Here is a 25,172-nt window from a genome sequence, read left to right as displayed (position 1 = left end):
CACCCTCCACCACCACCCCAACACCACCGCTGATTCCCATGAACACATCATCCACCGACCCACTGACAATCAATTCCGGCTCCCGCCAACGCCCAGGCCTCCCGCCACAAACGGCACCCGCGCCGGGCTTCCATCAGATAGTCAGCTTGCTTATTACTTTTCTCTTTCCTAGGCTGGAACACGTCAGGCAATCAACTGTCGAGCGGGACCTGGCGGGCATAAGCCGCCCGGCCCCCTCCAGCGAGGAGGAACAGTGTCAGAGCACAGCATCGCAGGCAAGAAGGTCGCATTCCTGCTGACTGACGGAGTGGAGCAGGTGGAGCTCACCAGTCCCTGGCAGGCTGTCAAGGATGCCGGTGGCGAACCCACCCTCATCGCCCCGAAGAGCGGCAAGCTGCAGGGCTACAACGGCACGGAAAAGGGCGACACCTTCGACGTCGACCTGACCGTCGCGGACGCCAACGCCTCGGACTTCGACGCGCTGGTACTCCCGGGCGGGGTAGTGAACGCAGACCACCTGCGCGTGGACAAGGACGCCCAGAACTTCACGCGGAGCTTCTTCGAACAGCACAAGCCCGTGGCATCGATCTGCCATGGTCCGTGGCTGCTGATCGAAGCCGGAGTGCTCCGCGGCCGCAACCTCACGTCCTACTTCACGCTCGAAACCGACCTGAAGAACGCAGGCGCCAACTGGACAGACGAGGAAGTGGTGGTCGACCAGGGCCTGGTAACCAGCCGGAATCCCGATGACCTCCCGGCGTTCAACAGCAAGCTGGTGGAAGAAATCTCGGAAGGCCAGCACGCCGGCCAGACCGCCTAAAGAAGGCCCCTAATGTTCCCTCGGGGGTAGGAAGAACCCATGCGGAGGAATTACTCCACCGGGTAGAGTGTTGCAATCTGCAGCGGCGCCGGCCGCGCACCACTCTAAAACCACCCCTGAGGGAACACCCATGTCTACCGAAGTCTCTCCGAACGCCAGCGGACAGCCCGCCCCTGACCAAGGAATCGGCAACGGAACCCGCAAAGGACTACTGCCGGCATCGCCGGAGAAGATGTCCCGGGAGTCCGTGACCATCATCAGCACGCTGCTGGTGGCCACGTTCGTGGTGATCCTCAACGAAACCATCATGAACGTCGCCCTGCAGCGGCTCATGGTGGACCTGCAGGTGGACGCACCCACCGTCCAGTGGCTGTCCACCGGGTTCATGCTCACCATGGCCGTGGTCATCCCCACTACCGGATTCATCCTCCAGCGGCTCTCCACGCGGGCAGTCTTCATGCTGGCCATGGGCCTGTTCGCCGGCGGAACGGCACTCGCCGCCGTGGCCCCCGGATTTGAGATCCTGCTGCTGGCGCGCATCGTCCAGGCCGGCGGCACCGCCATCATGCTGCCCCTGCTGATGACCACCATCCTTACCCTGGTCCCGCTTGCCAAGCGCGGCGCCGTCATGGGCAATGTGAGCATCGCCATCTCGGTGGCACCGGCCATGGGCCCCACCGTCTCCGGACTCATCCTTGAGCACTTCACGTGGCGCTTCATGTTCGTTTTCGTCCTGCCCGTGGCCCTCGCAGCGCTGGCCATCGGTGCCAGGTACCTCACCAACGTGGGCGAGGTGGAGAAGGGCAAGCTCGACGTCCTGTCCGTGATCCTCACCGTCCCCGCTTTCGGCGGACTGGTTTACGGACTCAGCCAGATCGGCGGCGGCCAGGGCGGCCAGTCGGGACCCAGTGCCGGCGCCGTCGCCGCCCTCGTCATTGGCGTTGCGGCCCTGACGGTTTTCGTGCTGCGCCAGGTCCGGCTCCAAAAGACCGTCGCCCCACTGCTGGATCTCCGTGCCTTCAACTTCCGGATGTTCACCGTCTCGGTCCTGCTGATGGTGGTGGCCATGATGGCGCTGTTCGGCGGCGTCATCCTGCTCCCGCTCTACCTGCAGGAAGTCCGCGGCCTGGGATCGCTCGAGACCGGCCTGGCACTGCTCCCGGGCGGCCTGGCGATGGGATTGCTGGGCCCCGTCATCGGCCGCGCGTTCGACAAAGTGGGCCCGCTACCCCTCACCCTCACCGGTTCCATCCTGATGGTGGTTGCCCTGTGGCAGTTTTCAATGCTCGACGCCGGCACGCCGGTGGGGTGGATCATCACCCTCCATGTGGGGCTGAGCTTCGGCCTGGCGCTGCTGTTCACCCCCGCGTTCACCACGGGGTTGAACCCGCTGCCGCCGCACCTGTACTCCCACGGCTCGGCCATCATGAGCACCACCCAGCAGGTGGCGGGCGCAGCGGGCACGGCACTGCTGGTGTCCATCTTCGCCGTGGTCAGCGCGGCGTCGGGCCTCGTCGCCGGGATGAGTGCCGCCTTCATGACGGCAACCGTCATAGCCCTCGCCGCCGTCGTCCTCTCCGCCATGATGCGCAAGACAGAAGGCGCCGCCCCGGGGCACGGCGCCGGACACTAGGCGGCCGGACACCAGGCGGCGCGGGCGTCCAGCCTGCGCCGTCACCCAGCCTGCGCCGTCATCCAGCCTGCGCCACGAGTAGTTAGCCCGCGAAGAACTCGCTGAGTTCCTTGATCAGCTTGTCCGGGGCCTTGATGGCACCGTCGTGGCCGAACCCGGGCAGGATGGTGTAGCTGGAGCCGGAGAGGACGTCGTGGATCTGGCCGCAGGCGATGCCGAAGTACGCGGGGCTCTTTTCGCCCACCACAATCAGCGTCTCCAGGGGCAGCGCCTGGAATGGTTCGGCCGGCATGTCCGCGGCGATGATGGCCTTGATCTCGCGGACGCCGGTGCGCATCAGTTCCCGCTGCTGCTTTCCCTCGGTGGTGCCCGCGGTCAGCTTGTTGGCCAGCGTCAGCATGGACAGCGGCATGCGCGACGAGAAGGACCCGCCGGCTTCCAGGCCGCGCTGGATGACGGCGAGGGCGCGGTCGTGGTCGCCGGCGGCGATGGCCCGTTCGTACTCCACAATCCAGTTGGCGGTGACGCTGCCGTTAACGGAGACTGCGGGATCGTAGACGGCGAGGCGTTCCACCGGAAGTGTCCGGGCGGCGTGCAGGGCAACCGCCCCGCCGAAGCTGTGGCCAAAGACGTCCGTGCTGGAGGTGTGCTTCATGACCGTGTCCAGGTCCCGGATGTCCACGTCCAGCGTGTAGTCCTCGGGCTGCGGCGACGATGAGCCGCGGCCGCGCCGGTTGAACGTGTGGACCGGCCGGCCCAGGGCGGCGCTCAACTTCTGGGCGAACTTCGTGTAGTCCGCTGCAGTCACCATGGAGGGCGGGACCACCACGACGCCGGACCCGGCCGATGCCAGTTCGGCGCCGGTGGAGAAGAGCTCAATCGTGCCGCCGTCGGGGGTCCTGATGTTCTCTCGCGTCATGCTCCGAGCCTAGCCGAGCACGGGGTTGCCGGCATCACGGAAGCTTCATCTCATGCCAGCTTGTCAATGAGCAACTGGCTTGCCGCGCGGATGGCCGGCAGTTCCCGGCCCAGTCCGCAAAGGATGATGCCGGCGTCCGCCGCCTGCATCGCCGATTCAGGGGTGACGGCGCCATCGGCCCGGAGGTAGATCAGGGATTCGACCAGGCGGAACGTGAAGTCCCCGCCGTCCGGTCCGGGCACGGCGGCTGACAGGCCGCGGCCCAGCTCACCGTACAGGAGGCGGAGCTCCTGCCTGTCGTTCAGGAAGCGGGCAAAACGCGTGCTCCGCACCTCGGGCAGGTGGTAGAGGACGCCCAGGTTCCACCGCGCGCTGCACAGCTGGGTGCCGTCGTAAAGCGCGACGGCGTGCAGCCGGCTTCCAGCCGGTCCATCGGTTTCCCGGCTCGCGGCAGGGAGCGAGGCCACTGCGCGGGCGAACGCCAGGCCGCCGGACACGGTCCCCTCCAGGAGGTCTTCAAGGATGTCGTCCTTGGTTTTGAAGTGGTGGTAAAGGGACGACTGCCGGATCCCCACGGCGTCGGCGATGGAGCGGGTGGAGGTGCTGGCGAAGCCCTGGGTGGTGAAGAGCTCAGCGGCGGCGTCGAGTATTTCCTCGCGGGCGGTGGCGCCTGGCCGGGAGGGCTGCTGGTGGCGGGGGCGTCCTGGACCGGCATAAGTCACGGGCCCATTCTTGCACTGATGGGCAGGCCTGGACTGGGCAGGCGGGGGTGGTGAGGGAACGGAAACCCGGCCGAAACAAGATGTCCATCCGCCTTTTACAGAGGCGAAACTGTTTGGGGACATCCCGCTGGAAAACTATCAAGTGACCGGTAATCCGCAGCTTTCGGCCGAGCGCTGCAGTGCCGGGAGGCTTCGCCCCCAAGATTCCTTTCCAGCCCTGGAGATTTCCAATGACCTCAACCGTCCTCCCCACCGTCCACCAGGACGATGCAGACCTGACGTCCCTTGGCTACCAGCCCACCCTGCACCGAAAGCTCGGCCGCTACGCTTCCTTTGCCGCCGGCTTTTCCTTCGTCTCCATCCTCACCACCATCTTCCAGCTCTTCGCCTTCGGCTACTCCTTTGCCGGCCCCGCATTCTTCTGGACCTGGCCCGTCGTCCTGGTGGGCCAGCTGCTGGTGGCCCTGAACTTCGCCGAACTCGCCGCCCGCTACCCGCTGTCCGGCGCCGTCTACCAGTGGGCACGCCGGGTGGGGGGAGAAGGCGTGGGCTGGTTCGCCGGCTGGTTCATGGCCATCGCCCAGGTGGTGACCGCCGCTGCGGCTGCCATCGCCCTGCAGGTGGTCCTGCCCCAGCTCTGGGATGGCTTCCAGGTGGTAGGCGGGGACCCGGCGCTCAACACCGTGACCGGGGCATCGAACGCCGTGGTCCTGGGCGCCGTCCTCCTCGTGGCCACCACCATCATCAACTCCCTGGGCGTCAAGCTGATGGCCCACGTGAACTCCGTTGGCGTCACCTGCGAGATCGTCGGCGTCGCAGCCGTGATCCTGGCCCTCATCAGTGCCGCCCAGCGCGGACCGGACGTGGTGGCGGACACCAGCGTGCTGCAGGGATCCGACCTGGGCGCCGTGGGAGCCTTCCTGGTCTCAGGGCTTATGGCCGCCTACGTCATGGTGGGCTTCAACTCCGCCGGCGAGCTGTCGGAGGAAACCAAGGACCCGCGCCGCACCGCCCCGCGGACCATCCTCTCCGCCCTGCTCATCTCAGGCATCGGAGGGGCGCTGATGATCATCACCGCCCTCATGGCCGCACCCAGCCTGGACGATGGCCGCCTCGCCACCGAGGGCCTGCCCTATGTCCTCACCGCCGTCCTGGGCACCTTCTGGGGCAAGGTCCTGCTGGTGGATGTGGCCATCGCCATCTTCGTCTGCACCCTGGCGATCCAGACTGCCGGTTCCCGCTTGGTGTTCTCCATGGCCCGCGACGGCAAGCTCCCGGCGTCGCGCCTCCTTTCCTCTGTACACCCCACCCGCGGAACCCCCATGTGGCCCTCCATCGTGATCGGAGCCCTGGCGGTCGCGGTCCTGGCCATCAACGTAGGCAACGCGGCACTGTTCACCACCCTCTGCAGCGTCTGCATCGTGATGGTCTACCTCGCCTACCTCCTGGTCACCGTTCCGCAGTTGGCCAACCGCCTCCGCGGCGACTGGGGCCGGGTGGGACAAACCATGCCCGCCGGCCTCTTCTCGCTGGGCCGCTGGGGCCTTCCGGTCAACATCCTCGCCGTTCTCTACGGCGCAGTCATGGTGGTCAACCTCGCCTGGCCCCGCCCGGAAGTGTACGACCCCTCCGGTGACAACGGCCTCCTCCTGTGGTCCGCGCCGCTGATGGTCACGGCCGTCCTGCTCGTGGGCCTGTGGGTCCGGCGCCGCACCATGGCAGCCAAGGCCTGACCGGCCAACCCTTTTCCGCCGAACTTCCACGACACCAGGACTGACATGACACAGACCATCGAAACCCCTACAACCGGTACCGCCACGACGGCCGGCGCCCGCGCCCACGCCAGGGAACAGCACGGCAAGACAGCTGACACCATGCGTTTTGTCCCGGCAGCCTCGGCGCCGGAGCACCTGCTGGCAGGAATGCCCGACGCCGGCATCCCCAGCTGGGCGGAGTCCCTCGCCTTTGGCCGCTACACCACCATGGCGCTGGCCCGCGGAACCAGGGTCCGGCTCACCGACTCCGCCGGTGACGCCTGCGTCCACACCCTCCTGTACCGCGCCGGCGCCCTGCACGAACGGCTCAACATCGCCGATACCGTCAAGGTCCCATGGCAGGCCTACCCGGGGACCGGCCACCCGCTGCTCTCCGATTCAGGCCGCCTCATGGCCACCATCGTGGCAGACACCTCTGGCCGCCACGATGCCCTGACCGGTGCCACCACCCTGGCCGGCAACACGGCCAAGTACGGGGCCGGAACGGTCCACAGCGCCTCACCGGCCGCGCGGGAACTGCTGACCCTGGGCGCCCTCAAGAACGGCCTCGGGCCGCGGGACGTCGCCCCGTCACTGGCCCTTTTCAAGGGCACCACCGTTGACCCGGCCGGGAGCATCACCTCCACCGGCAGCGCCGGCCCGGGCGCCGCCGTCGAACTCCTCCTCCAGATGGACGCCGTGCTGGTGCTCGCCAACACCGCGCACCCGCTGGACCCGCGCCCGGACTTTACCGGGACCGCCGTGGACATTACCGCCTGGCACGCACCGCAGGACCTTGACGCTCTCGAAACCGGGCACCTGGTTGGGCCGCTGGCCCCGGAGCACCTGCAGGCCCTCCGCAATACCGAACACGACCTCGCCGCAAGGAGCGCCCGATGAACACCGCCATTGATACCAGGAACCCCGCGGCCGCCACTGCCGGCCCGGACGCCGCGGAAACCGCGCTCGCTGCCGGCACCGTGGTCCTTGATGAACTCGTGGAAGCCCGCGGCCCGTGGTCCGCCGTGGTGGCAGCCGGCGACGTGCTGACCATCGTGGACCTGGAAGGCAACCAGGCCGTGGACTGCCTCCTGTACGCCGCGGCAGACACCACCATCCGCTACTCCGCCCCGGTAACCATCGCCTCGCAGCAGTCGATCATCCTCACCACAGGTTCCGTGCTGCGGGCTGAAACGGGCGAGCCCCTGATGACGGTTGTGGCGGATGAGGTGGGCGTGCACGACACCATCGGCGGTGCCTGCTCGCAGGAATCCAACACGCTCCGCTACGGCCAGCACACCCGCGAACAGCACGCCTGCGTGGAGAACTTCCTGATCGAGGGCTCCCGCTGGGGCCTCGGCAAACGAGACCTCGTGTCCAACATCAACTGGTTCATGAACGTCCCGGTGGACCCTGATGGCGCCCTGGGCATCGTGGATGGCCTGTCAGCACCCGGCAAGCGTGTTGCGTTGCGCGCCGAGGTGGACACCCTGGTGCTGGTCTCCAACTGCCCGCAGGTCAACAACCCCTGCAACGGTTTCAACCCCACCCCCGTCCGCATGATCGTCACCCGGCCGGAGGCTGCGCTGTGAACAACACCACCCTGAACACCTTCGACACCCTGCTGGTTGCCAACCGCGGCGAAATCGCCTGCCGCATCATCGAATCCGCGAAGAAGCTGGGGCTGCGCACCGTGGCCGTCTTCTCCGAGGCGGACCGGGGCGCCAAGCACGTCCGGCTCGCCGACCAAGCGGTGCTCCTGGGCCCGGCACCGGCCAAGGAGTCCTACCTGCGGGTGGACGCCATCCTGGCAGCGGCCAAGGAAACCGGCGCCGGCGCCATCCACCCCGGCTACGGCTTCCTGTCCGAGGACGCCGCCTTCGCCGAAGCGGTGGAAGCCGCGGGCCTGGTGTTCGTTGGCCCCACGTCTGAGCAGCTGCGCATCTTCGGCACCAAGCACACCGCGCGCGACGCCGCCCGGGCGGCCGGGGTGCCGATGATCGCCGGATCCGGGCTGCTGGCGGACGTGGACGCCGCCGTGGAAGCCGGCAGGACGATTGGCTTCCCGCTCATGCTCAAGGCCACCGGCGGTGGCGGCGGCATCGGCATGACAGTGTGCCGCTCCGAGGCCGAGTTGGCGGAAAGCTTCCCCCGGGTGGCACGCCTTGCCGGCGCCAGCTTTGGGACCGCGGGCGTCTTCGCCGAACGCTACGTCGAGAACGCCCGCCACATCGAGATCCAGGTCTTTGGCGACGGTGACGGCCGGGTGGTGAGCCTTGGCGACCGCGACTGCTCCCTGCAGCGCCGCCACCAGAAGGTCCTGGAGGAAGCCCCTGCCCCGGACCTCCCCGATGAACTCCGTGCGGAACTGCACCGTACCTCCCGCGCGCTCTGCGCCTCCCTTAACTACCGCTCCGCCGGCACGGTGGAGTTCGTCTACGACTCCGCCCGCCGGGAAGCGTCCTTCCTGGAAGTCAACGCCCGCCTCCAGGTGGAGCACCCCGTGACCGAGGCCGTCACCGGCGTGGACCTGGTGGAGTGGATGCTCCGCCTGGCACAGGGCGGAAGCACAGCTCACACGGTGCTGGACAACGTCCCGGACAGCCTGCCCGTCACCGGCCACGCCGTGGAAGCCCGCCTTTACGCCGAGGATCCGGCCCGCGGCTTCCAGCCCAGCGCCGGAACCGTCACCAACGCCGCCTACCCCGCCGCGGGAGCGGCGCGGGTGGACGCCTGGGTGGAAACCGGCACGGAAGTCTCCACCAACTACGATCCCCTCCTGGGCAAGATCATCACCTCCGGCGCCAGCCGCACGGAAGCCTTTGACCGCCTGGCCGCAGCCCTGGAGCAGACGCGCGTCGACGGCATCGAGACCAACGTAGGCATGCTCCGTGCCGTAGGCGGCCTGGAGGTGGTACGCAACGTCCAGCATTCCACCAGCACCCTGGACTCCGTAGGGGATCCGGAACCGCGCATCACCGTGAACCGTCCCGGCCTGCAGACCAGCGTGCAGGACTGGCCCGGCCGCACCGGCCTGTGGCAGATCGGTGTCCCGCCCAGCGGCCCCATGGATGACCTGTCCTTCCGCCTGGGCAACACCGCCCTGGGCAACTCGGAGGGCGCGCCGGGCCTGGAGTTCACCATGACCGGCCCCAGCCTGACCTTCACGCACGCCACCACCGTCTGCGTCACCGGCGCGGACGTCACGGTGACCGTTGACGGCGCGGAGGTGCCCGCCTGGACCCCCGTCACCGTGCCGGCAGGAGGAACGCTCGACGCCGGCACGGCCACCGGGAACGGCCTGCGCGGCTACATCCTGTTCCAGGGCGGCCTCGACATTCCGCAGTACCTGGGCAGTGCGTCCACCTTCACGCTGGGCCAGTTCGGCGGCCACGCCGGGCGGGTGCTGCGCGCCGGCGACGTCCTCCGCGCGGTGAAGTCCGCCGTCGAACAGGCTCCCGTCCAGCAGGCCACCGGCACCGCTGTCCCGCTGGACAGCCGTCCCACCCTCACCTCCACCTGGGAACTGGCCGTCGCCGAAGGCCCGCACGGCGCCCCGGAGTTCTTCCAGCGCGAAGACATCGAAGAGTTGTACGCCGCGGAGTACGAGGTGCACTTCAACTCTGCCCGCACCGGCGTCCGGCTCATCGGCCCCAAGCCCCGCTGGGCCCGGACCGACGGCGGCGAGGCCGGCCTGCACCCGTCCAACATCCACGACACCGCCTACTCCGTGGGCGCCCTGGACTTTACCGGCGACACCCCCATCCTGCTCGGCCCCGACGGGCCCAGCCTGGGCGGCTTCGTCTGCCCCGTCACCGTGGTGACCGCCGAACGCTGGAAGCTTGGCCAGCTCCGCCCGGGGGACAAGGTCAGGTTCGTGCCCATCCAAGCCGGCCGGGCGCCGTCGGCCAAGGACCTGGGTCCCGGCCGGCAGCTGATCCTTCCGGGCGATGCCGGCTGGGCATCCCCGGTGGCCACGGAGGCTCCGGCCGCCGGCAGCGCCGCCCCCCGCCCCGCCCGCGGGGATGGCGACGACGGCGTACTGGGCCGGGTGCCGGAAGGTTCCGGCCGGCCCGCGGTCACCTACCGCCGGTCCGGGGACGACAACCTGCTGGTCGAATACGGCGAGATGGTGCTGGACCTTGGCCTGCGCGCCCGCGTCCACGCCCTTCACCAGCACATTGAGGCGCTCCGCGTGCCCGGCATCGTGGACCTCACCCCCGGCATCCGCTCACTGCAGATCAAGGTGGACCCGTCCGTCCTGTCCACCTTGCGGCTGCTGGACCTGGTCCGGGAGGTGGAAGCGGCACTGCCCGCCAGCTCAGAACTGGTGGTTCCCAGCCGCACTGTCCGGCTGCCGCTGTCCTGGGATGATCCGGCCACCCGGGAGGCCATCGAACGGTACATGGCAGGCGTCCGGGACGACGCCCCCTGGTGCCCGTGGAACATTGAGTTCATCCGCCGGATCAACGGCCTGGACTCGGTCAACGAGGTCTTCGATACCGTCTTCAACGCCGAATACCTGGTCCTTGGCCTGGGCGACGTGTACCTCGGCGCGCCGGTAGCCACCCCGCTGGACCCCCGGCACCGACTTGTGACCACCAAGTACAACCCGGCCCGCACCTGGACCCCAGAAAACGCGGTGGGTATCGGCGGGGCGTACATGTGCATCTACGGCATGGAAGGACCCGGCGGCTACCAGTTCGTGGGCCGCACCACCCAGGTCTGGTCGCGTTACGCGGACTCCGCCCCGTTTGAGCCCGGATCGCCGTGGCTGCTCCGCTTCTTCGACCGGATCTACTGGTACCCCGTCAGCCCCGAAGAGCTCCTGGACCTCCGGGCCGACATGGCAGCCGGCCGCGGCCGCGGCGTGGAGATCGAAGAGGGGACCTTCTCGCTGGCAGAACATGAGGCGTTCCTGGCGGAGAACCGTGAGTCCATCGAGCTGTTCCGCGAAAAGCAGGGTGCAGCCTTTGCCGTGGAGCGGCAGGCCTGGGCCGACGCCGGCGAGTTCGACCGCGCGGAGGCACTCGCCGCCGTCGTGGCCCCCGCCGCAGACGACGTGGATGTTCCCGACGACGGCGCACTGGTCTCCGCACCGTTCGCCGCCAGCGTCTGGAAGGTGGACGTTGCGGCCGGGGACCACGTGGCCAAGGGCCAGCCGCTGGTGTCCCTGGAGGCCATGAAGATGGAAACCGTCCTGGAAGCGCCCTGCGACGGCGTGGTGCTCCGCGTCCTGCCCACCGCAGGCTCCCAGGTGGTGACCGGGGAGGCGGTGGTGGTCCTTGGCGCCGCCGTTGAGCCTGCAGGGCTGGAAACTTTGGAACTGGAAGAGGCAACAGTATGAGTGCGGACATCAGCGGCAACGCCACCCGGCGCGCGAAGGCAGCGCTCGCCGCCATTGAAGCGGCGGACCGGCCCGAAATCTGGATCACGCTCCGCGGCGCGGACGATCTGCTGGCGGAGGCAGCCTCCATCGACGCCGCGGTGGCCGGCGGTGCCGACCTCCCGCTTGCAGGTCTCCTGCTCGCGGTCAAGAACAACGTGGACGTGGCCGGCATCCCCACAACGGCCGCCTGCCCCGGCTTCGCGTACATCCCGGACCAGGACGCCGAGGCCGTGGCCCGCCTCCGCTCCGCAGGTGCCCTGATCCTGGGTGCCACCAACCTGGACCAGTTCGCCACCGGACTGGTCGGCACGCGGAGCCCCTACGGAGCCGTCCGCGATTCCCGCCGCCCGGACCACATCTCCGGCGGATCCAGCTCAGGCTCCGCGGTTGCGGTGGCACTGGGACTGGTGGATATCGCCATCGGAACGGACACCGCGGGATCGGGCCGGGTTCCCGCCGGGCTGCAGGGCATCGTGGGTATCAAACCCACGCTGGACGTCGTGTCCACCGGCGGCGTGGTTCCAGCCTGCCGTTCCTGGGATGCCGTCACCATCTTTGCCCGGCACCTGTCCACGGCCGAGCTGGCCATGGGCGTCATGGCCGGGAACTCCCGGGCCTGGCCGGCGGACATCCGGCTGGCTGCCCCGCCACGGCCGCGCGTGGCGTATCCAGCAACCCTCCCGGCCCTCCCGCCGGCATGGGCAGCGGAGTTCGAGCGGCAGGTCCAGCGGCTCACGGCCTCCGGGGCGGAAGCCGAGGCCATCGAATTCGACGACTTCCTTGAGGCGGCACGGCTGCTGTACGACGGCGGGCTGGTGGCCGAACGCCACGCCGCCGTAGGCAGCTTCGTTGGAGGGTACGACGCCGGCGCGGACAGCCATGCGGGGATCGATCCCACCGTGGGGCGCATCATCAGGGCGGCCGGGACAGTGCCGGCGCACCGGTACGTGGCCGATACCGCCCGGCTGCAGGACCTCAAATCCAGGGCCATGGCCCGGCTGGAGGGTTTCGACGCCCTGCTGGTCCCCACGGCACCGTTCCACCCGACGCTTGCCGAGGTGGCCGCGGACCCGGTGGGCGTGAACTCCCTGCTGGGCACCTATACCAACTTCTGCAACCTGTTTGACCTGTGTGCCGTGGCAGTCCCCGCCGGGAAGGTGGACGGCGCCCAGTTCGGGCTCACGGTGGTGGGCCGGACCTTCCACGACGCCGTGGCCGTTGACATCGCCCGCCGGCTTGAAAACACCCCTGTCCCGCCTGTGCAGTCCGCCGCCGCGGTGCCGGGCGGTGCACGACCGGAGGCAACCGCAGGAGCCAGCCTGCCGTCGTCGTCCGTTCCCTGGCCCGTGGTTGCCGGCGCAACGGCCCTACCGCTGGTGGTGGTGGGCGCGCACCGCAAGGGGCAGCCGCTGGCGCCACAGCTCGAGGAAGCCGGCGCCTTTTGGGACGGCCCGGTCCGGACGGCCGCACGCTACCGGATGGTGTCGCTGGATACAGTGCCGCCCAAGCCGGGCGTCTACCGGTCCGACGACGGCGCGGAGCTGGCGGGGGAGCGGTGGCTGCTGTCACCGGCAGCGCTGGGAGCCTTCCTGGCGTCCCTCCCCGAACCCATGCTCCTGGGGTCCGTCGAGCTCGCGGACGGGTCAACCGCGGTGGGATTCGCCTGCGACACCCTCGCCGCTGAACGTGGCGAAGACATCACCGCATGGGGGGACTGGCTGGCCGACCGCAGTGTGGCACCGAAACCGCGGACGGTGTGGCGGGACCTTGGAGAGGCTGTGCTCGCCGGGTTCAGCCGCGGCGAGCGGGGATAGCTTCAGGGGCGTCCGGGCGGGGCTTCCCGTCCGGACCTTCATCCTTGAAGTACGCCGAGATGGCCGCCACCAACTCCTTCACGGCCGCCGGGATGGAACCGTGGAAGCACTTGGGAGACACCTGGTAGCTGCTCCCGGGGACGGCCGCGTGCAGCCGTTCCGCCGTCACCCTGTAGTAACCGGGGCTCTTCCCACCGGCCATGAAGTGGGTCCCGGCGGGCAGCACGCTGAAATCCCGGGCCTGGTCCTTTTCGTCGTACGCGGCCCGCAGCTCCCCTACGCCGGTGGGCATGACCTGCTGGAACATCCTGTTGACCTTGGTCCGCGACAGCATGGCCAACAGGCCCGCCAGGACCGGCTCCGGAATCCTGGCCATGGCTGAGCCGGGGCTGGTGGCCTTCCGCATGTGCGCCAGCGCATGGCCCACCCTGCCCTTGTTGACGGCGTCCTCGAAGCCGTCGAGCCAGGCGGTATCGATGCTGCCGTCGATGTTCACCGCGGCGTCGTACACCGCGAGCCTGTCCGGGACCAACGCCGTACCGGTGAACTCCTGGACAGCATTGAGGGCCACCGATCCGCCCAGGCTGTGGCCAAGGATGTTCCGGGTGCCGGTGGCTTTGAGTACCGTCCGGACGTCCTCGATCTCGGTGGCCATGGAGTAGTCCGCGGGCTGTTCGGAGGACTTGCCCCGGCCCCGGCGGTCGTAGACGTCAACCGCCCAGCCGTCGCCCAGGCCCTTCGCCAGCGCGATGGAGAACGGCTGGTAGATCAGGGCTGTGAGGAACGCCCCACCGATCAGCAGCACGCGCTTGTCTCCGGGCGCATCCCCGGTGCCATAGCTGTACAAAGCCAGCCTGCCGCCGTCGTGCGTTGGAAGTACCCGTTCAATCACCCGCCCATCCTAGGACGCGAGCCTGCGGGGAAGCTGAAAGTCCGGGCAGCCAATGCCCGGTAAACTTGATGATTGTGACTTCCCAAAACACTCCCGCGCCCAAGAATGCCCCAGAGCCCATCGACGCCAGCGAGCAGATGCGGATCCGCATGGAAAAGCGCGCAAAACTTCTTGAGCGCGGCACGGAGGCGTACCCCGTGGGAGTGGAACGCACCCACTCCCTCGCCGACATCCGGGAAAAGTACGCCCACCTTGAGGCGGACGACACCACGGGCGACACCGTGGGCGTCACCGGCCGGGTGGTCTTCGTCCGCAACACCGGCAAGCTCTGCTTCGCCACCCTGCAGGAGGGCGGCCTCGACGGCAAGGCGGTCCGCCTCCAGGTCATGCTCAGCCTGGCCAACGTCGGCGAGGAAGCACTCGCCGACTGGAAGTCCCTCGTGGACCTCGGCGACCACGTCTTCATCAAGGGTGAGGTCATCTCCTCCCGCCGCGGCGAGCTCTCCGTCATGGCCGAGTCCTGGTCCATGGCGTCCAAGGCCCTCCGGCCGCTGCCCGTGCTGCACGCGGAACTGAACGAGGAAACCCGCGTCCGCCAGCGCTACGTGGACCTGATCGTCCGCGATGAGGCCCGCGAGATGGTCTACACCCGCGCCGCGATCACCCGCTCCATCCGCGAGACCCTGCACCGCCAAGGCTACGTGGAGGTGGAGACCCCCATGCTGCAGCTGGTCCACGGCGGCGCAACCGCCCGCCCGTTCGAAACGCACATGAACGCGTTCGACCAGAAAATGACCCTGCGCATCGCCACCGAGCTGTACCTCAAGCGCACCGTCGTCGGCGGCATCGACCGGGTCTACGACATGGGCCGGGTCTTCCGCAACGAGGGCGTCGACTCCACCCACAGCCCCGAATTCACCACCCTGGAGAGCTACGAGGCCTGGGCCGACCAGTTCGTCATGGCGGACCGGATCAAGGAGATCATCCTCGACGCCGCCGACGCCGCCGGCGTGGGCCGGGTGCTGCAGACCGAGGCCGGCGAGATCAACCTCGACGGCGACTGGGCCTGGATGGCCGTCTACCCGGGCCTCTCCGACTTCGTCGGCCAGGAGATCACCCCGGACACCCCGGCCGCCGAGCTGCTGGCCCTCGCGGAAAAGCACGAGGTCAAGGTCGACGCCGCCTGGGACGCGGAGAAGCTCGTCGTCGAACTCTTCGGCGAACTGGTCGAACCCACCCTGCTGAACCCCACCTTCGTCTACGACTACCCGCCGTCGGCGCAGCCGCTGGCCCGCCAGCACCGTGAGGACGGCCGGCTGATCGAGGCCTGGGACCTGATCATCGGCGGCATGGAGCGCGGCACCGCGTTCTCCGAGCTGATCGACCCCGTCATCCAGCGCGAACGCCTCACCGAACAGTCGCTGCGGTCCGCCGCCGGTGACGTCGAGGCCATGCAGCTGGATGAGGACTTCCTCCGTGCCCTGGAATACGGGGCTCCTCCCATGGGCGGCATCGGCCTCGGTATCGACCGACTGGTGATGCTCTTCACCGGCGCCGGAATCCGCGAAACCATCCTGTTCCCCCTGCTGAAGCCCGAAGGGAACTGACCATGGAATACGTAGCAGTCATTCTGCCCTCCCTGGTGGTGGGCCTGATTTTCTGGTTCGCCATGAAATCGATTTTCAATGCGGACAAGGCCGAGCGGCAGGCGGAAGCACGCGCCCAAGCCGAAGCGGACGGCTTTCCGGCTGACAACCCGGGTTCGGAATCCAAATAGATAAACCCCCTGCCTGCCGGTTTTATCCCCAAGGAACCTTTAGGCGCTTTGACGCGTTGCCAACATAAGAGTCATACTTTTTTCGGAAACATCCTGCTTTTCTGAAAACCGAACTTTCCAGCAAGAGGAAGACCTTTAATGGCACAGAAAGTAAACATCATCCTCGTTGATGATCTGGATGGGGGATCCGCAGACGAGAATGTGAAGTTTGGCCTCGATGGGGTCAACTACGAGATTGACCTGTCGGCAGCCAATGCCGCTGAACTCCGGTCTTCATTGGAGAGGTTCATCAATGTTGCCCGCAAGGCATCCGGAGGCCGCGTGCAGCGGACAAAGGCGCCAACCGCGGGCCGCAGCAACGATTCGGCACAAATCCGGCAATGGGCGCGGGACAACGGCTACACCGTTAACAGCCGCGGCCGAATTCAGGCTGAAATCCAGGAAGCCTACCAAAAGGCAAATTCCTAGGACGGGCCCGGTTCTGCCCAAACCCCGCTCCCGCCGCAAGGCGGAGCGGGGTTTTCTAATTTATGGCCATTGCCGCTGCTGCGGGCGGTGCGGCTGGTCCATTTGACGCAAATTGGATATTTCCGCGGTCCCTCCGGCGTCCGGCGTTATTCGCCGTCCGGGCGGGTCCGCCGTGCGCGCTGCCGCCGGGCCGGTCAGGCCCGGTGCGCCGGCGTCGACTGCCCACGGGCGTTATTCCCGCAAGGGGTCCGGTTTCCCCTGTGGCGAACACGCTCCACAAGACCGGGTCCGCCCCGTAGCATCAAAGTACGTCGTAGCTAGGAGTGTGGCGAAATGTTTGAGCGATTTACGGACCGTGCCCGTCGCGTAGTTGTGCTTGCCCAAGAAGAGGCACGCATGCTGAACCACAATTACATTGGTACCGAACACATCCTCTTGGGTCTGATCCATGAGGGTGAGGGCGTTGCCGCCAAGGCTCTTGAGTCTTTGAGCATTTCGCTCGACGGCGTTCGCGAGCAGGTGCAGGAGATCATCGGACAGGGCCAGCAGGCCCCCTCCGGCCACATCCCCTTCACCCCCCGTGCCAAGAAGGTACTGGAGCTCTCGCTGCGCGAAGCCCTCCAGCTGGGCCACAACTACATCGGTACGGAGCACATCCTGCTCGGCCTGATCCGGGAAGGTGAAGGCGTTGCTGCCCAGGTTCTGGTCAAGCTCGGCGCCGACCTCAACCGGGTGCGCCAGCAGGTCATCCAGCTCCTCTCCGGCTACCAGGGCAAGGAAACCACCGGCGCAGGCGTCGGCGGCGGACAGCCTGAAGGCGCGCCCGCCGGTTCCGTGGTCCTGGACCAGTTCGGCCGCAACCTGACCCAGGCTGCGCGCGAGAACAAGCTGGACCCGGTCATCGGCCGCGAGCAGGAAATGGAACGCGTCATGCAGGTCCTTTCCCGCCGGACCAAGAACAACCCGGTCCTCATCGGCGAGCCCGGCGTCGGCAAGACTGCCGTCGTCGAAGGCCTGGCCCAGGCGATCGTCCGCGGCGATGTCCCGGAAACCATCCGTGACAAGCAGCTGTACACCCTGGACCTCGGTTCGCTGGTGGCAGGCTCCCGCTACCGCGGCGACTTCGAAGAGCGCCTGAAGAAGGTCCTCAAGGAGATCCGCACCCGGGGCGACATCATCCTGTTCATCGATGAGATCCACACCTTGGTGGGTGCCGGTGCCGCCGAAGGCGCCATCGACGCAGCCTCGATCCTGAAGCCCATGCTGGCCCGCGGCGAGCTGCAGACCATCGGCGCCACCACGCTGGATGAGTACCGCAAGCACATCGAGAAGGACGCCGCGCTGGAGCGCCGCTTCCAGCCGATCCAGGTCAAGGAACCCTCCGTGGCGCACGCCATCGAGATCCTCAAGGGCCTGCGCGACCGGTACGAGGCACACCACCGCGTTACCATCACCGACGGTGCCCTGGCGTCCGCCGCCAGCCTGGCCGAGCGCTACATTTCGGACCGCTTCCTGCCGGACAAGGCCATCGACCTGATCGATGAAGCCGGTGCCCGACTGCGCATCCGCCGCATGACCGCTCCGCCGGAGCTCAAGGCCATGGACGAGCGCATCGCCAAGCTGAAGATGGAGAAGGAATCCGCCATCGACGCCCAGGACTTCGAAGGTGCAGCTTCGCTCCGCGACAAGGAGCAGAAGATGATCTCCGAGCGGGCGGAGAAGGAGCGGCACTGGAAGTCCGGCGGCATGGACGACATCTCCGAGGTGGATGAGGATCTCATCGCCGAGGTGCTGGCCAACTCCACCGGCATCCCCGTCTTCAAGCTGACCGAGGAAGAGTCCTCGCGCCTGCTCAAGATGGAAGAGGAACTCCACAAGCGCGTGGTGGGCCAGGACGAGGCCATCAAGGCCCTGTCCCAGGCCATCCGCCGCACCCGTGCAGGGCTCAAGGACCCCAAGCGCCCCGGCGGCTCGTTCATCTTCGCCGGCCCCACCGGCGTCGGCAAGACCGAACTGGCCAAGGCACTCGCGGAATTCCTGTTCGGTGAAGAGGACGCCCTCATCACGCTGGACATGTCCGAGTACTCCGAGAAGCACACCGTTTCGCGGCTCTTCGGTGCCCCTCCGGGCTACGTGGGCTACGAAGAGGGTGGCCAGCTGACCGAGAAGGTGCGCCGCCGTCCGTTCTCCGTGGTGCTGTTCGACGAAGTTGAGAAGGCCCACGCGGACCTCTTCAACTCGCTCCTGCAGATTCTGGAAGACGGCCGCCTGACCGACTCCCAGGGCCGCGTGGTGGACTTCAAGAACACCGTGATCATCATGACCACCAACCTGGGCACCCGGGACATCTCCAAGAGCGTCGCCACCGGCTTCCAGTCCGGCACCGACACGCAGACCGGCTACAACCGCATGCGTGCCCGCGTCACGGAGGAACTCAAGCAGCACTTCCGCCCCGAGTTCCTGAACCGTGTTGACGACGTTGTGGTGTTCCCGCAGCTCACCCAGGACGAGATCATCGAGATCGTGGACCTGTTCGTGACCCGCCTGGAGAAGCGGCTCAAGGACAAGGACATGGGCATCGAGCTGACCTCGGCCGCCAAGGTGCTCCTGGCTACCCGCGGTTACGACCCCGCCATGGGTGCGCGGCCGCTGCGCCGCACCATCCAGCGCGAGATCGAGGACCAGCTCTCCGAGAAGATCCTGTTCGGCGAGATCCACCCCGGCGACATCGTCGTGGTGGATGTCGAAGGCGAAGGCGACGACGCGAAGTTCACCTTCGCCGGCAACGCCAAGCCGCGCATTCCGGAAATCGCCCCGAGCGTCTAGGCACCACAGCCAAAGCCCCGCCACTCCCCACAAGGAGCGGCGGGGCTTTCGCCGTTTAACGTGCCGGCTCCCATGACCGGCCGTTGGCCGCACAACCGGCGCTCCCCGGGACCGTTCATGCCGGTGCGGGCCGTCCCTGGCGTGGGCCAAGGTCGCGTGGCGGCTGTGACGGGCCGCACAAAACGTGTTGAATCGGAGGATGGCTAATCAGAATCCGGCGATCCCGGACGAGCAACCACTGACCCCTTTCCACAACCTTGACCACTACCTGTCCATCCCGCGGGTAAGCGGCCTTGCCCTGAGCCCGGACGGCTCCCGGCTGGTCACCACCGTCAGTACGCTGAACGGTGAAGGCACCGGGTTTGCCTCCGCGCTGTGGGAGCTGGACCCCGCCGGCCAGCGGCACGCCAGGCGCATCACCCGCAGCGCCAAAGGTGAAGCCGGTGCGGCTTTCGGAGCGAACGGCGACGTCTATTTCACGTCTGCGCGGCCCCACCCCGACAGCCCGGATGAGGAGCCGGTCAATGCACTGTGGCTCCTTCCGGCGGACGGTGGGGAAGCCCGCGTGGTCCTCAGCAGGCCCGGCGGCGTCAGCAAGGTAATGACCGCCAAGGATGCCGACGCGGCCTTCGTCACCGCCGACATCCTGGCGGGTTCCGCTGACGAGGAAGACGACGCAGAACGGCGCAAATCCCGCAAGGACAGGAAGGTTTCCGCCATCCTGCACAGCGAGTACCCGGTCCGCTACTGGGACGCCGACCTGGGCCCCGGCCAGCCGCGGATCTTCGCCGTGGAAGCAGGGCCGGACAAAGGGCCGGGAAAGCCCACCACCATTGACGCCACGGCGCCCCTGGTCCTGCGGAACCTGACGCCCGGCGCCGGTGCGCGGCTGAGGGAGGCCGGGACGGTGGTCAGCCCGGACGGGACGACCGTCTACAGCAGCTACACCAAGCCCCTCGCCAAAGCGGACAGCCGTTCCGTCCTGGTGGCGGTGGATGTGGCATCGGGCAGCCTCAAGGTGCTCCTTGACCACGAAGGCATGAGCTACTTTCCCGGGCCGGTCAGCCCGGACGGCAGGACCCTGGTGGTGCTCAGTGAAAGCGACTCCACCCCGCAGCAGGCTCCAGAGATCAGGATGCACCTCCTTGACGTCTCCGGGAACGCCGCTGATGCCGCCGGCCTGCAGCCGCTGGCGCACGACTGGGACCGCTGGCCCAAGCCGGAAGCCTGGCTTCCGGACGGTTCCGCCCTCCTGGTCACCGCGGACGACGACGGCGCGTCGCCGGTTTTCCGGGTCAGCGTTCCGGCGGCTGCCGCTGAGGTGGGTGTCACCAGGGTGACCCAGGACGCCGCGGCCTACTCCGACGTCGTTGTTTCGCCGGAAGGCCGGTACGCCTATGCCCTGCGCAGTTCCTACGAATACCCGGCCGAGGCCGTGCGGATCGACCTGGCCACGGGCGAAACCACCCGCCTGCCGGCCCCGGCCGAACGGCCATCCTGCCCCGGCCGGCTGGAACGGATCGCCGCCACGGCTCCTGACGGCTCCCGGGTCCCTGCCTACCTCGCACTGCCGGAGGGCGCATCTGCGCAGACGCCCGCGCCCATACTGCTCTGGATCCACGGCGGCCCGCTGGGCTCCTGGAATGCGTGGACGTGGCGCTGGAATCCCTGGCTCCTGACCGCCAAGGGCTACGCGGTCCTGCTCCCGGACCCGGCCCTGTCCACGGGCTACGGCCAGGCATACATCCAGCGCGGCTGGGGCGCCTGGGGCAAGGCGCCGTTCACCGACCTGATGGCCGTCACGGACGCCGCAGTTGAACGGCCGGACATTGATGGGACCCGGACCGCCGCGATGGGAGGATCCTTCGGCGGCTACATGGCCAACTGGGTGGCAGGCAACACGGACCGGTTCAAGGCCGTCGTTACCCACGCCAGCCTCTGGGCGCTGGACCAGTTCGGGCCCACCACGGACGCCTCCCAGTACTGGCTGAAGGAAATGACCGAGGAAATGGCGCTGGAAAACTCACCCCACCTGCACGCGGAGAACATCAGTTCGCCCATGCTGGTGATCCACGGCGACAAGGACTACCGGGTGCCCATCGGTGAAAGCCTGCGGCTCTGGTACGAGCTGCTGTCCAAATCGCGCCTGGCGGCAGACCAGGACGGCCAGACCCCGCACAGGTTCCTGTACTTCCCGGACGAAAACCACTGGATCCTCCAGCCGCAGCACGCCAAGGTCTGGTACCAGGTGGTGGAGTGGTTCCTGGCGAAGAACGTCCTGGGCCAGGAACTCGAACTGCCGGCCGAACTGGGGCTGTAGGGCGCCGGTACTTTCCGGCTCGTAGGATTGCCTTGTGACCGACTCCTTCCGCATTCGCCCCGCCCGCACCAGTGACGTTCCCGCCATCAAGAAACTGGTGGCGCCCCTGGCCGAGGAACGCATCCTCATGGCGAAGGAGACGGTGGCTTACTACGAGAGCCTCCAGGAGTTCCGGATCGCCGAATCCAGCGACGGCGAAATGATCGGCTGCGGGGCCCTGCACGTCATGTGGGAGGACCTGGCCGAGATCCGCACCCTGGCGGCGTCCGGCGAATGGCGCGGCCAGGGCGTGGGCCACGTCCTGGTGGAGAGCCTGCTGGAGGAGGCCAGGGCACTGGGTGTGTCCCGGGTCTTCTGCCTCACCTTCGAAGTGGATTTCTTCAAGCGCCACGGGTTCGAGGTGATGGCGGACCAGTCCGCAGTGGACCCGGAAGTGTATTCGGAGCTTCTGCGTTCGCACGACGAAGGCGTGGCGGAATTCCTGGACCTGGCGCGGGTCAAGCCGAACACCCTGGGCAACACCCGGATGATCCGAACCCTGTAAAAGAATCCTGTAAAGAGACTCGTGGCCGCCCCGTGGAGGTACACGCCTCTTGGCTTTACTCGAATTGATGGATAAACTGCTGGAGGCCGATATGTGGGGGGCCTCAGGAAAGGGACAGTCATTGGGGGCTGTCCCTTTGCTGCGTCCCGGACCGGCAGGCGTTGGCGGTGGCCGGAAAACCCGGACCGGAGGAACCTACCGCCACCTGCGATCCCGGTAGTAGGGTCGGAGACACATCCTTCAGGAGCACAGCCAGGAGCACCGCCATGAAGAAACTCATCAACGATCCAAAATCCGTTGTCCAGGAAGCTGTGCAGGGCTTTGGCCTGGCGCATGCAGGACTGGTCACCGTCAGTGAAGACCCCACCTACATCACGCGCAAGGACGCGCCTGTGGCCGGCAAGGTGGGCCTGGTTTCAGGCGGCGGCAGTGGACATGAGCCACTGCACGCCGGCTACGTGGGCCGGGGCATGCTCGACGCCGCCGTCCCGGGGGCGGTGTTCACCTCCCCGACGCCGGACCAGATCCTGCCCGCCACCCTCGCTGTGAACTCAGGTGCCGGCGTCGTGCATATCGTCAAGAACTACACCGGCGACGTCCTGAACTTCGAGACCGCGGCCGAGCTGGCCGAAGCGGAGGGCGTGAACGTCCGGACCGTGCTGGTCAACGACGACGTCGCGGTGGAGGACTCGCTGTACACCGCGGGAAGGCGCGGGGTGGGCGGCACGGTGCTCGTGGAGAAAATCGCCGGTGCCGCTGCCGAGCGCGGCGACAACCTGGATGCCGTGGCCGCCATCGGGGAGCGGGTGAACGCCAACGTCAGGACCATGGGCGTTGCGTTGTCAGCCTGCACGGTGCCGCACGCAGGCACGCCAAGTTTCGACCTCGCCGAGGATGAGATCGAGATCGGGATCGGCATCCACGGCGAACCCGGCAGGCACCGGATCCCCATGGAAAACGCGGACAGCATCACCAACCGGCTGATGGACGCCGTGCTGACCGACCTCAAGGTCAGTTCGGGGGACAAGGTGCTGCTCTTCGTGAACGGCATGGGCGGGACCCCGTTGAGCGAGCTGTACATCGTGTACCGCCGGGCCGTGCAGGTACTGGCGGACGCGGGCGCCACGGTGGAACGGTCGCTGGTGGGGAACTACATCACCGCACTGGAAATGCAGGGCTGTTCCATCTCGGTCCTGCGGCTCGACGACGAACTCACCGAACTCTGGGACGCACCCGTGCACACGCCCGCCCTGCGCTGGGGCGTGTAACCATGGTGCTGGATGCCAACTGGGCCGTCAAATGGCTGACGCTGTGCGCGCAGGCCATGGCCGAACACCGTGTTGAACTCATCGAACTGGACCGCGCCATCGGGGACTCCGACCACGGCGAGAACATGGACCGCGGCTTCCAGGCGGTCCTTGCCAAGCTGGGCGAATCGACGCCTGAAACCCCGGGGGCGGCGTTGAAAATGACCGCCATGACCCTGATGTCCAAGGTTGGCGGCGCGGCCGGTCCCCTGTATGGAACCGCGTTCCTTCGCGCTGCCACCGCCCTGGGTGATTCCGCCGAGATCGATCCGGCGGCCTGGGCCGGCGCCCTGCAGGCGGCACGGGACGGGATCGTGGCGCGCGGCAAGGCGGAGTCAGGGGACAAGACGATGGTGGACGCGTGGACGCCGGCCGTTGATGCTGCCCGCGCGGCAGCAGACGGTGGGAGCGCGGATGTCCTGGGCGTCCTGGTGGCGGCTGCGGAGGCTGCCGAGGCGGGGGCCGTGTCCACCGACCCGATGATTGCCCGGAAAGGCCGCGCCAGCTACCTTGGCGAACGCAGCGCGGGCCACCGGGACCCGGGGGCCGTGTCCAGCGCACTCATCCTGCGTGCTGCCGTCGGGGCGGCTGCATGACCGTCAGCATCGTTGTGGTGTCCCACAGCGAAAAAATTGCCGACGGCGCCGTGGAGCTTGCCGCCCAAATGGCGCCCGATGTCATGATCCTGCCGGCCGGTGGCACCGACGACGGCAGGATCGGCACCAGCCTGGAGAAGGTCCTCGCCGCCTTGGAAAAGGCCGGCAGCCAGGGCGGCGGGACCGGCCCGGAAGGCACCGTGGTGCTGACTGACCTGGGCTCAGCCGTCATGACCGCCGAGTCGGCCCTCGAGTTCCTGGAGAATCCGGCCGGCGTCCTGCTCGCCGACGCGCCGCTGGTGGAAGGGCTCGTGGCTGCCGCCGTCGCCGCGCAGGGTGGAGCTGATGTGCAGGCGGTCCGGAAGGCAGCCGAAGGCGTTCCGGGCGCCGCCCAGAAGCCGGAGCCAGCGGCAGGAGAGTCGGAGCAGGAGCCCGTCAGCAGCGCCCCGCCGGATTTCACGGGCGACTTTGAACTGGTGAACCAGGCCGGCATGCACGCCCGGCCCGCTGCGAAAGTTGCCGGCGGGCTGGCGTCGCTCGACGCCGAGGTCACCATCAACGGAGCGGACGGCGCATCCATGACGGGGTTGATGACCCTGGGGGCAGGCAAGGGGACCGTGCTGCACGTGGAAGCATGGGGCGCGGATGCGGAAAGGGCAGTGGAGTACGTGGGCGGCCTGGTGGAGGCCGGCTTCGGCGAGCCCTGAGCTGCGTGGCCCTTCCTGGGAATAAGCTCGATGGCATGGAACGGCCGCTTGCAGAAAACACCCAGGAGATCGAAGTGCTGGACGGCCAGATCTCCATGGAGGAACTGCTCGCCGAACTCGGCTTCGACTGGAGCCCTGAACCGGTTGGCGACGGTCCGGCCCCCGGAGCGTCCGAGGGCGAAGCATTCACGCAGCCGGCGTTGTTCTAGCCGCGGCAGCCGCTAAGCCATCAGCCCCTAGCCCACGGGGAAGACGCCGATGAACCAGAACGAGACGACGGCGAAGACAGCGAAGAAGGCAATCAGGCACCCCATGGCGGTACGTGGTTCCGAAGAAACCTCAAGCGACTCATTGGGGTTCGCCGGGTTGTAGGCCACCTCGATCAGTGACCCCGGTACCGGCTGCTCAACGTCGGAGACCTCCGACTTACCCATGAAAAGGGTGCCCTGCGGGTCCGTGAACTGGTACGTGGGGAAATATCGCAGGTTCCGGCTTGAGCCGCCCACGCCGCTGGTCCAGCCCGTGGCACTGCCGGTGACGGTGGCCTGCGCTTTGGGCCACTCCGCCATCTGTCGTGCCTGCCGCTTAGTCCTGCGCGAGGCATAAAGCAGCGAAAGTATCGCGGCGGCAACAAACAGCGCCCAGACGATGTACAGAATGGTCTTCATGGCTTCCCCCGGTTTC

21 protein-coding genes are annotated in these 25,172 nt (G+C 67.6%); 17 read left to right on the top strand and 4 right to left on the bottom strand.

The window, feature by feature from the left end:
• Nucleotides 1–253 precede the first annotated feature (253 nt).
• Nucleotides 254–820 (top strand): type 1 glutamine amidotransferase domain-containing protein, encoded by a 567-nt coding sequence (locus HNO81_RS09825; RefSeq protein ID WP_175317941.1) that lies wholly within the window; start codon nucleotides 254–256, stop codon nucleotides 818–820.
• 130 nt (nucleotides 821–950) lie between these two features.
• Nucleotides 951–2,453 (top strand): MDR family MFS transporter, encoded by a 1,503-nt coding sequence (locus HNO81_RS09820; RefSeq protein ID WP_175317940.1) that lies wholly within the window; start codon nucleotides 951–953, stop codon nucleotides 2,451–2,453.
• Nucleotides 2,454–2,535: 82 nt separating this feature from the next.
• Here the strand turns inward: HNO81_RS09820 and HNO81_RS09815 are convergent, their stop codons facing one another.
• Nucleotides 2,536–3,372 (bottom strand): alpha/beta fold hydrolase, encoded by an 837-nt coding sequence (locus tag HNO81_RS09815; protein WP_175317939.1) that lies wholly within the window; start codon nucleotides 3,370–3,372, stop codon nucleotides 2,536–2,538.
• Between the two features lie 50 nt (nucleotides 3,373–3,422).
• A complete protein-coding gene (locus HNO81_RS09810; RefSeq protein ID WP_175317938.1) occupies nucleotides 3,423–4,094 on the bottom strand; it encodes a TetR/AcrR family transcriptional regulator in 672 nt (223 codons plus the stop codon).
• A gap of 230 nt (nucleotides 4,095–4,324) precedes the next feature.
• Between HNO81_RS09810 and HNO81_RS09805 the strand changes: the two genes are divergently transcribed.
• Genes HNO81_RS09805 through atzF form a run of 5 tightly spaced genes read left to right on the top strand, consistent with a single transcriptional unit; the run spans nucleotide 4,325 to nucleotide 13,051 of the window.
• On the top strand, nucleotides 4,325–5,827 hold the full coding sequence (locus HNO81_RS09805) for an amino acid permease (protein WP_175317937.1): 1,503 nt from the start codon (nucleotides 4,325–4,327) through the stop codon (nucleotides 5,825–5,827).
• 45 nt (nucleotides 5,828–5,872) lie between these two features.
• Nucleotides 5,873–6,748, top strand: coding sequence for an urea amidolyase associated protein UAAP1 (locus HNO81_RS09800; protein ID WP_175317936.1), 876 nt, complete (start codon nucleotides 5,873–5,875; stop codon nucleotides 6,746–6,748).
• Nucleotides 6,745–7,440 (top strand): urea amidolyase associated protein UAAP2, encoded by a 696-nt coding sequence (locus tag HNO81_RS09795; protein WP_175317935.1) that lies wholly within the window; start codon nucleotides 6,745–6,747, stop codon nucleotides 7,438–7,440. The genes HNO81_RS09800 and HNO81_RS09795 overlap by 4 nt, the downstream gene beginning before the upstream one ends.
• 11 nt (nucleotides 7,441–7,451) lie before the next feature.
• On the top strand, nucleotides 7,452–11,195 hold the full coding sequence (gene uca, locus HNO81_RS09790; RefSeq protein ID WP_175317947.1) for an urea carboxylase: 3,744 nt from the start codon (nucleotides 7,452–7,454) through the stop codon (nucleotides 11,193–11,195).
• Nucleotides 11,192–13,051 carry an allophanate hydrolase gene (atzF, locus tag HNO81_RS09785; protein ID WP_175317934.1) on the top strand — a complete coding sequence of 620 codons (1,860 nt, stop codon included), beginning with the start codon at nucleotides 11,192–11,194 and terminating at the stop codon, nucleotides 13,049–13,051. The genes uca and atzF overlap by 4 nt, the downstream gene beginning before the upstream one ends.
• Here the strand turns inward: atzF and HNO81_RS09780 are convergent.
• Nucleotides 13,029–13,943 carry an alpha/beta fold hydrolase gene (locus HNO81_RS09780; RefSeq protein ID WP_175317933.1) on the bottom strand — a complete coding sequence of 305 codons (915 nt, stop codon included), beginning with the start codon at nucleotides 13,941–13,943 and terminating at the stop codon, nucleotides 13,029–13,031. The two genes, atzF and HNO81_RS09780, sit on opposite strands and share 23 nt — an antisense overlap.
• 68 nt (nucleotides 13,944–14,011) lie before the next feature.
• Here HNO81_RS09780 and lysS point away from each other — a divergent pair, with 68 nt between their 5' ends.
• The 10 genes from lysS (at nucleotide 14,012) to HNO81_RS09730 (ending at nucleotide 24,697) form a co-directional block, all read left to right on the top strand.
• Entirely contained in the window at nucleotides 14,012–15,550 is a 1,539-nt protein-coding gene (gene lysS, locus HNO81_RS09775) for a lysine--tRNA ligase (RefSeq protein WP_175317932.1), read from the top strand.
• Nucleotides 15,551–15,552: 2 nt separating this feature from the next.
• Nucleotides 15,553–15,720, top strand: coding sequence for a hypothetical protein (locus HNO81_RS09770; protein ID WP_175317931.1), 168 nt, complete (start codon nucleotides 15,553–15,555; stop codon nucleotides 15,718–15,720).
• A 138-nt stretch (nucleotides 15,721–15,858) separates the two neighbouring features.
• On the top strand, nucleotides 15,859–16,188 hold the full coding sequence (locus HNO81_RS09765; RefSeq protein ID WP_175317930.1) for an Lsr2 family protein: 330 nt from the start codon (nucleotides 15,859–15,861) through the stop codon (nucleotides 16,186–16,188).
• A gap of 333 nt (nucleotides 16,189–16,521) precedes the next feature.
• Nucleotides 16,522–19,014, top strand: a complete 2,493-nt coding sequence (locus HNO81_RS09760) for an ATP-dependent Clp protease ATP-binding subunit (RefSeq protein ID WP_175317929.1) — start codon at nucleotides 16,522–16,524, stop codon at nucleotides 19,012–19,014.
• A gap of 199 nt (nucleotides 19,015–19,213) precedes the next feature.
• Nucleotides 19,214–21,334, top strand: a complete 2,121-nt coding sequence (locus HNO81_RS09755; protein ID WP_175317928.1) for a prolyl oligopeptidase family serine peptidase — start codon at nucleotides 19,214–19,216, stop codon at nucleotides 21,332–21,334.
• Nucleotides 21,335–21,368: 34 nt separating this feature from the next.
• Nucleotides 21,369–21,878 (top strand): amino-acid N-acetyltransferase, encoded by a 510-nt coding sequence (locus HNO81_RS09750; RefSeq protein WP_175317927.1) that lies wholly within the window; start codon nucleotides 21,369–21,371, stop codon nucleotides 21,876–21,878.
• A gap of 266 nt (nucleotides 21,879–22,144) precedes the next feature.
• Nucleotides 22,145–23,146 (top strand): dihydroxyacetone kinase subunit DhaK, encoded by a 1,002-nt coding sequence (dhaK, locus tag HNO81_RS09745; RefSeq protein ID WP_175317926.1) that lies wholly within the window; start codon nucleotides 22,145–22,147, stop codon nucleotides 23,144–23,146.
• Nucleotides 23,147–23,148: 2 nt separating this feature from the next.
• Nucleotides 23,149–23,781, top strand: coding sequence for a dihydroxyacetone kinase subunit DhaL (gene dhaL / locus HNO81_RS09740; protein ID WP_175317925.1), 633 nt, complete (start codon nucleotides 23,149–23,151; stop codon nucleotides 23,779–23,781).
• The gene (gene dhaM, locus HNO81_RS09735) at nucleotides 23,778–24,488 is read left to right on the top strand and encodes a dihydroxyacetone kinase phosphoryl donor subunit DhaM (RefSeq protein ID WP_175317924.1); all 711 of its coding nucleotides are present in this window, start codon (nucleotides 23,778–23,780) and stop codon (nucleotides 24,486–24,488) included. The genes dhaL and dhaM overlap by 4 nt, the downstream gene beginning before the upstream one ends.
• A 35-nt stretch (nucleotides 24,489–24,523) precedes the next feature.
• On the top strand, nucleotides 24,524–24,697 hold the full coding sequence (locus HNO81_RS09730; RefSeq protein WP_175317923.1) for a hypothetical protein: 174 nt from the start codon (nucleotides 24,524–24,526) through the stop codon (nucleotides 24,695–24,697).
• 27 nt (nucleotides 24,698–24,724) lie between these two features.
• On the opposite strand, the gene HNO81_RS09725 is transcribed toward HNO81_RS09730, so the two are convergent.
• Nucleotides 24,725–25,156: a DUF3592 domain-containing protein gene (locus tag HNO81_RS09725; RefSeq protein WP_175317922.1), complete on the bottom strand. Its 432-nt coding sequence runs from the start codon at nucleotides 25,154–25,156 to the stop codon at nucleotides 24,725–24,727.
• Between the last annotated feature and the right edge of the window lie 16 nt (nucleotides 25,157–25,172).

Source organism: Pseudarthrobacter sp. C4D7 (genome assembly GCF_013359725.1).
GTDB lineage: Bacteria > Actinomycetota > Actinomycetes > Actinomycetales > Micrococcaceae > Arthrobacter.
Note: the sequence above shows the minus strand (reverse complement) of the source record. Positions and strands in the feature narration are given on the sequence as shown.

Coding starts and splice junctions, on each gene's coding strand:
- HNO81_RS09820 (WP_175317940.1), top strand. CDS start 951: ATGTCTACCGAAGTCTCTCCGAACGCCAGCGGACAGCCCGCCCCTGAC.
- HNO81_RS09815 (WP_175317939.1), bottom strand. CDS start 3,372: ATGACGCGAGAGAACATCAGGACCCCCGACGGCGGCACGATTGAGCTC.
- HNO81_RS09805 (WP_175317937.1), top strand. CDS start 4,325: ATGACCTCAACCGTCCTCCCCACCGTCCACCAGGACGATGCAGACCTG.
- HNO81_RS09800 (WP_175317936.1), top strand. CDS start 5,873: ATGACACAGACCATCGAAACCCCTACAACCGGTACCGCCACGACGGCC.
- HNO81_RS09795 (WP_175317935.1), top strand. CDS start 6,745: ATGAACACCGCCATTGATACCAGGAACCCCGCGGCCGCCACTGCCGGC.
- atzF (WP_175317934.1), top strand. CDS start 11,192: ATGAGTGCGGACATCAGCGGCAACGCCACCCGGCGCGCGAAGGCAGCG.
- lysS (WP_175317932.1), top strand. CDS start 14,012: ATGATTGTGACTTCCCAAAACACTCCCGCGCCCAAGAATGCCCCAGAG.
- HNO81_RS09770 (WP_175317931.1), top strand. CDS start 15,553: ATGGAATACGTAGCAGTCATTCTGCCCTCCCTGGTGGTGGGCCTGATT.
- HNO81_RS09765 (WP_175317930.1), top strand. CDS start 15,859: ATGGCACAGAAAGTAAACATCATCCTCGTTGATGATCTGGATGGGGGA.
- HNO81_RS09760 (WP_175317929.1), top strand. CDS start 16,522: ATGTTTGAGCGATTTACGGACCGTGCCCGTCGCGTAGTTGTGCTTGCC.
- HNO81_RS09755 (WP_175317928.1), top strand. CDS start 19,214: ATGGCTAATCAGAATCCGGCGATCCCGGACGAGCAACCACTGACCCCT.
- dhaK (WP_175317926.1), top strand. CDS start 22,145: ATGAAGAAACTCATCAACGATCCAAAATCCGTTGTCCAGGAAGCTGTG.
- dhaL (WP_175317925.1), top strand. CDS start 23,149: ATGGTGCTGGATGCCAACTGGGCCGTCAAATGGCTGACGCTGTGCGCG.
- dhaM (WP_175317924.1), top strand. CDS start 23,778: ATGACCGTCAGCATCGTTGTGGTGTCCCACAGCGAAAAAATTGCCGAC.
- HNO81_RS09730 (WP_175317923.1), top strand. CDS start 24,524: ATGGAACGGCCGCTTGCAGAAAACACCCAGGAGATCGAAGTGCTGGAC.
- HNO81_RS09725 (WP_175317922.1), bottom strand. CDS start 25,156: ATGAAGACCATTCTGTACATCGTCTGGGCGCTGTTTGTTGCCGCCGCG.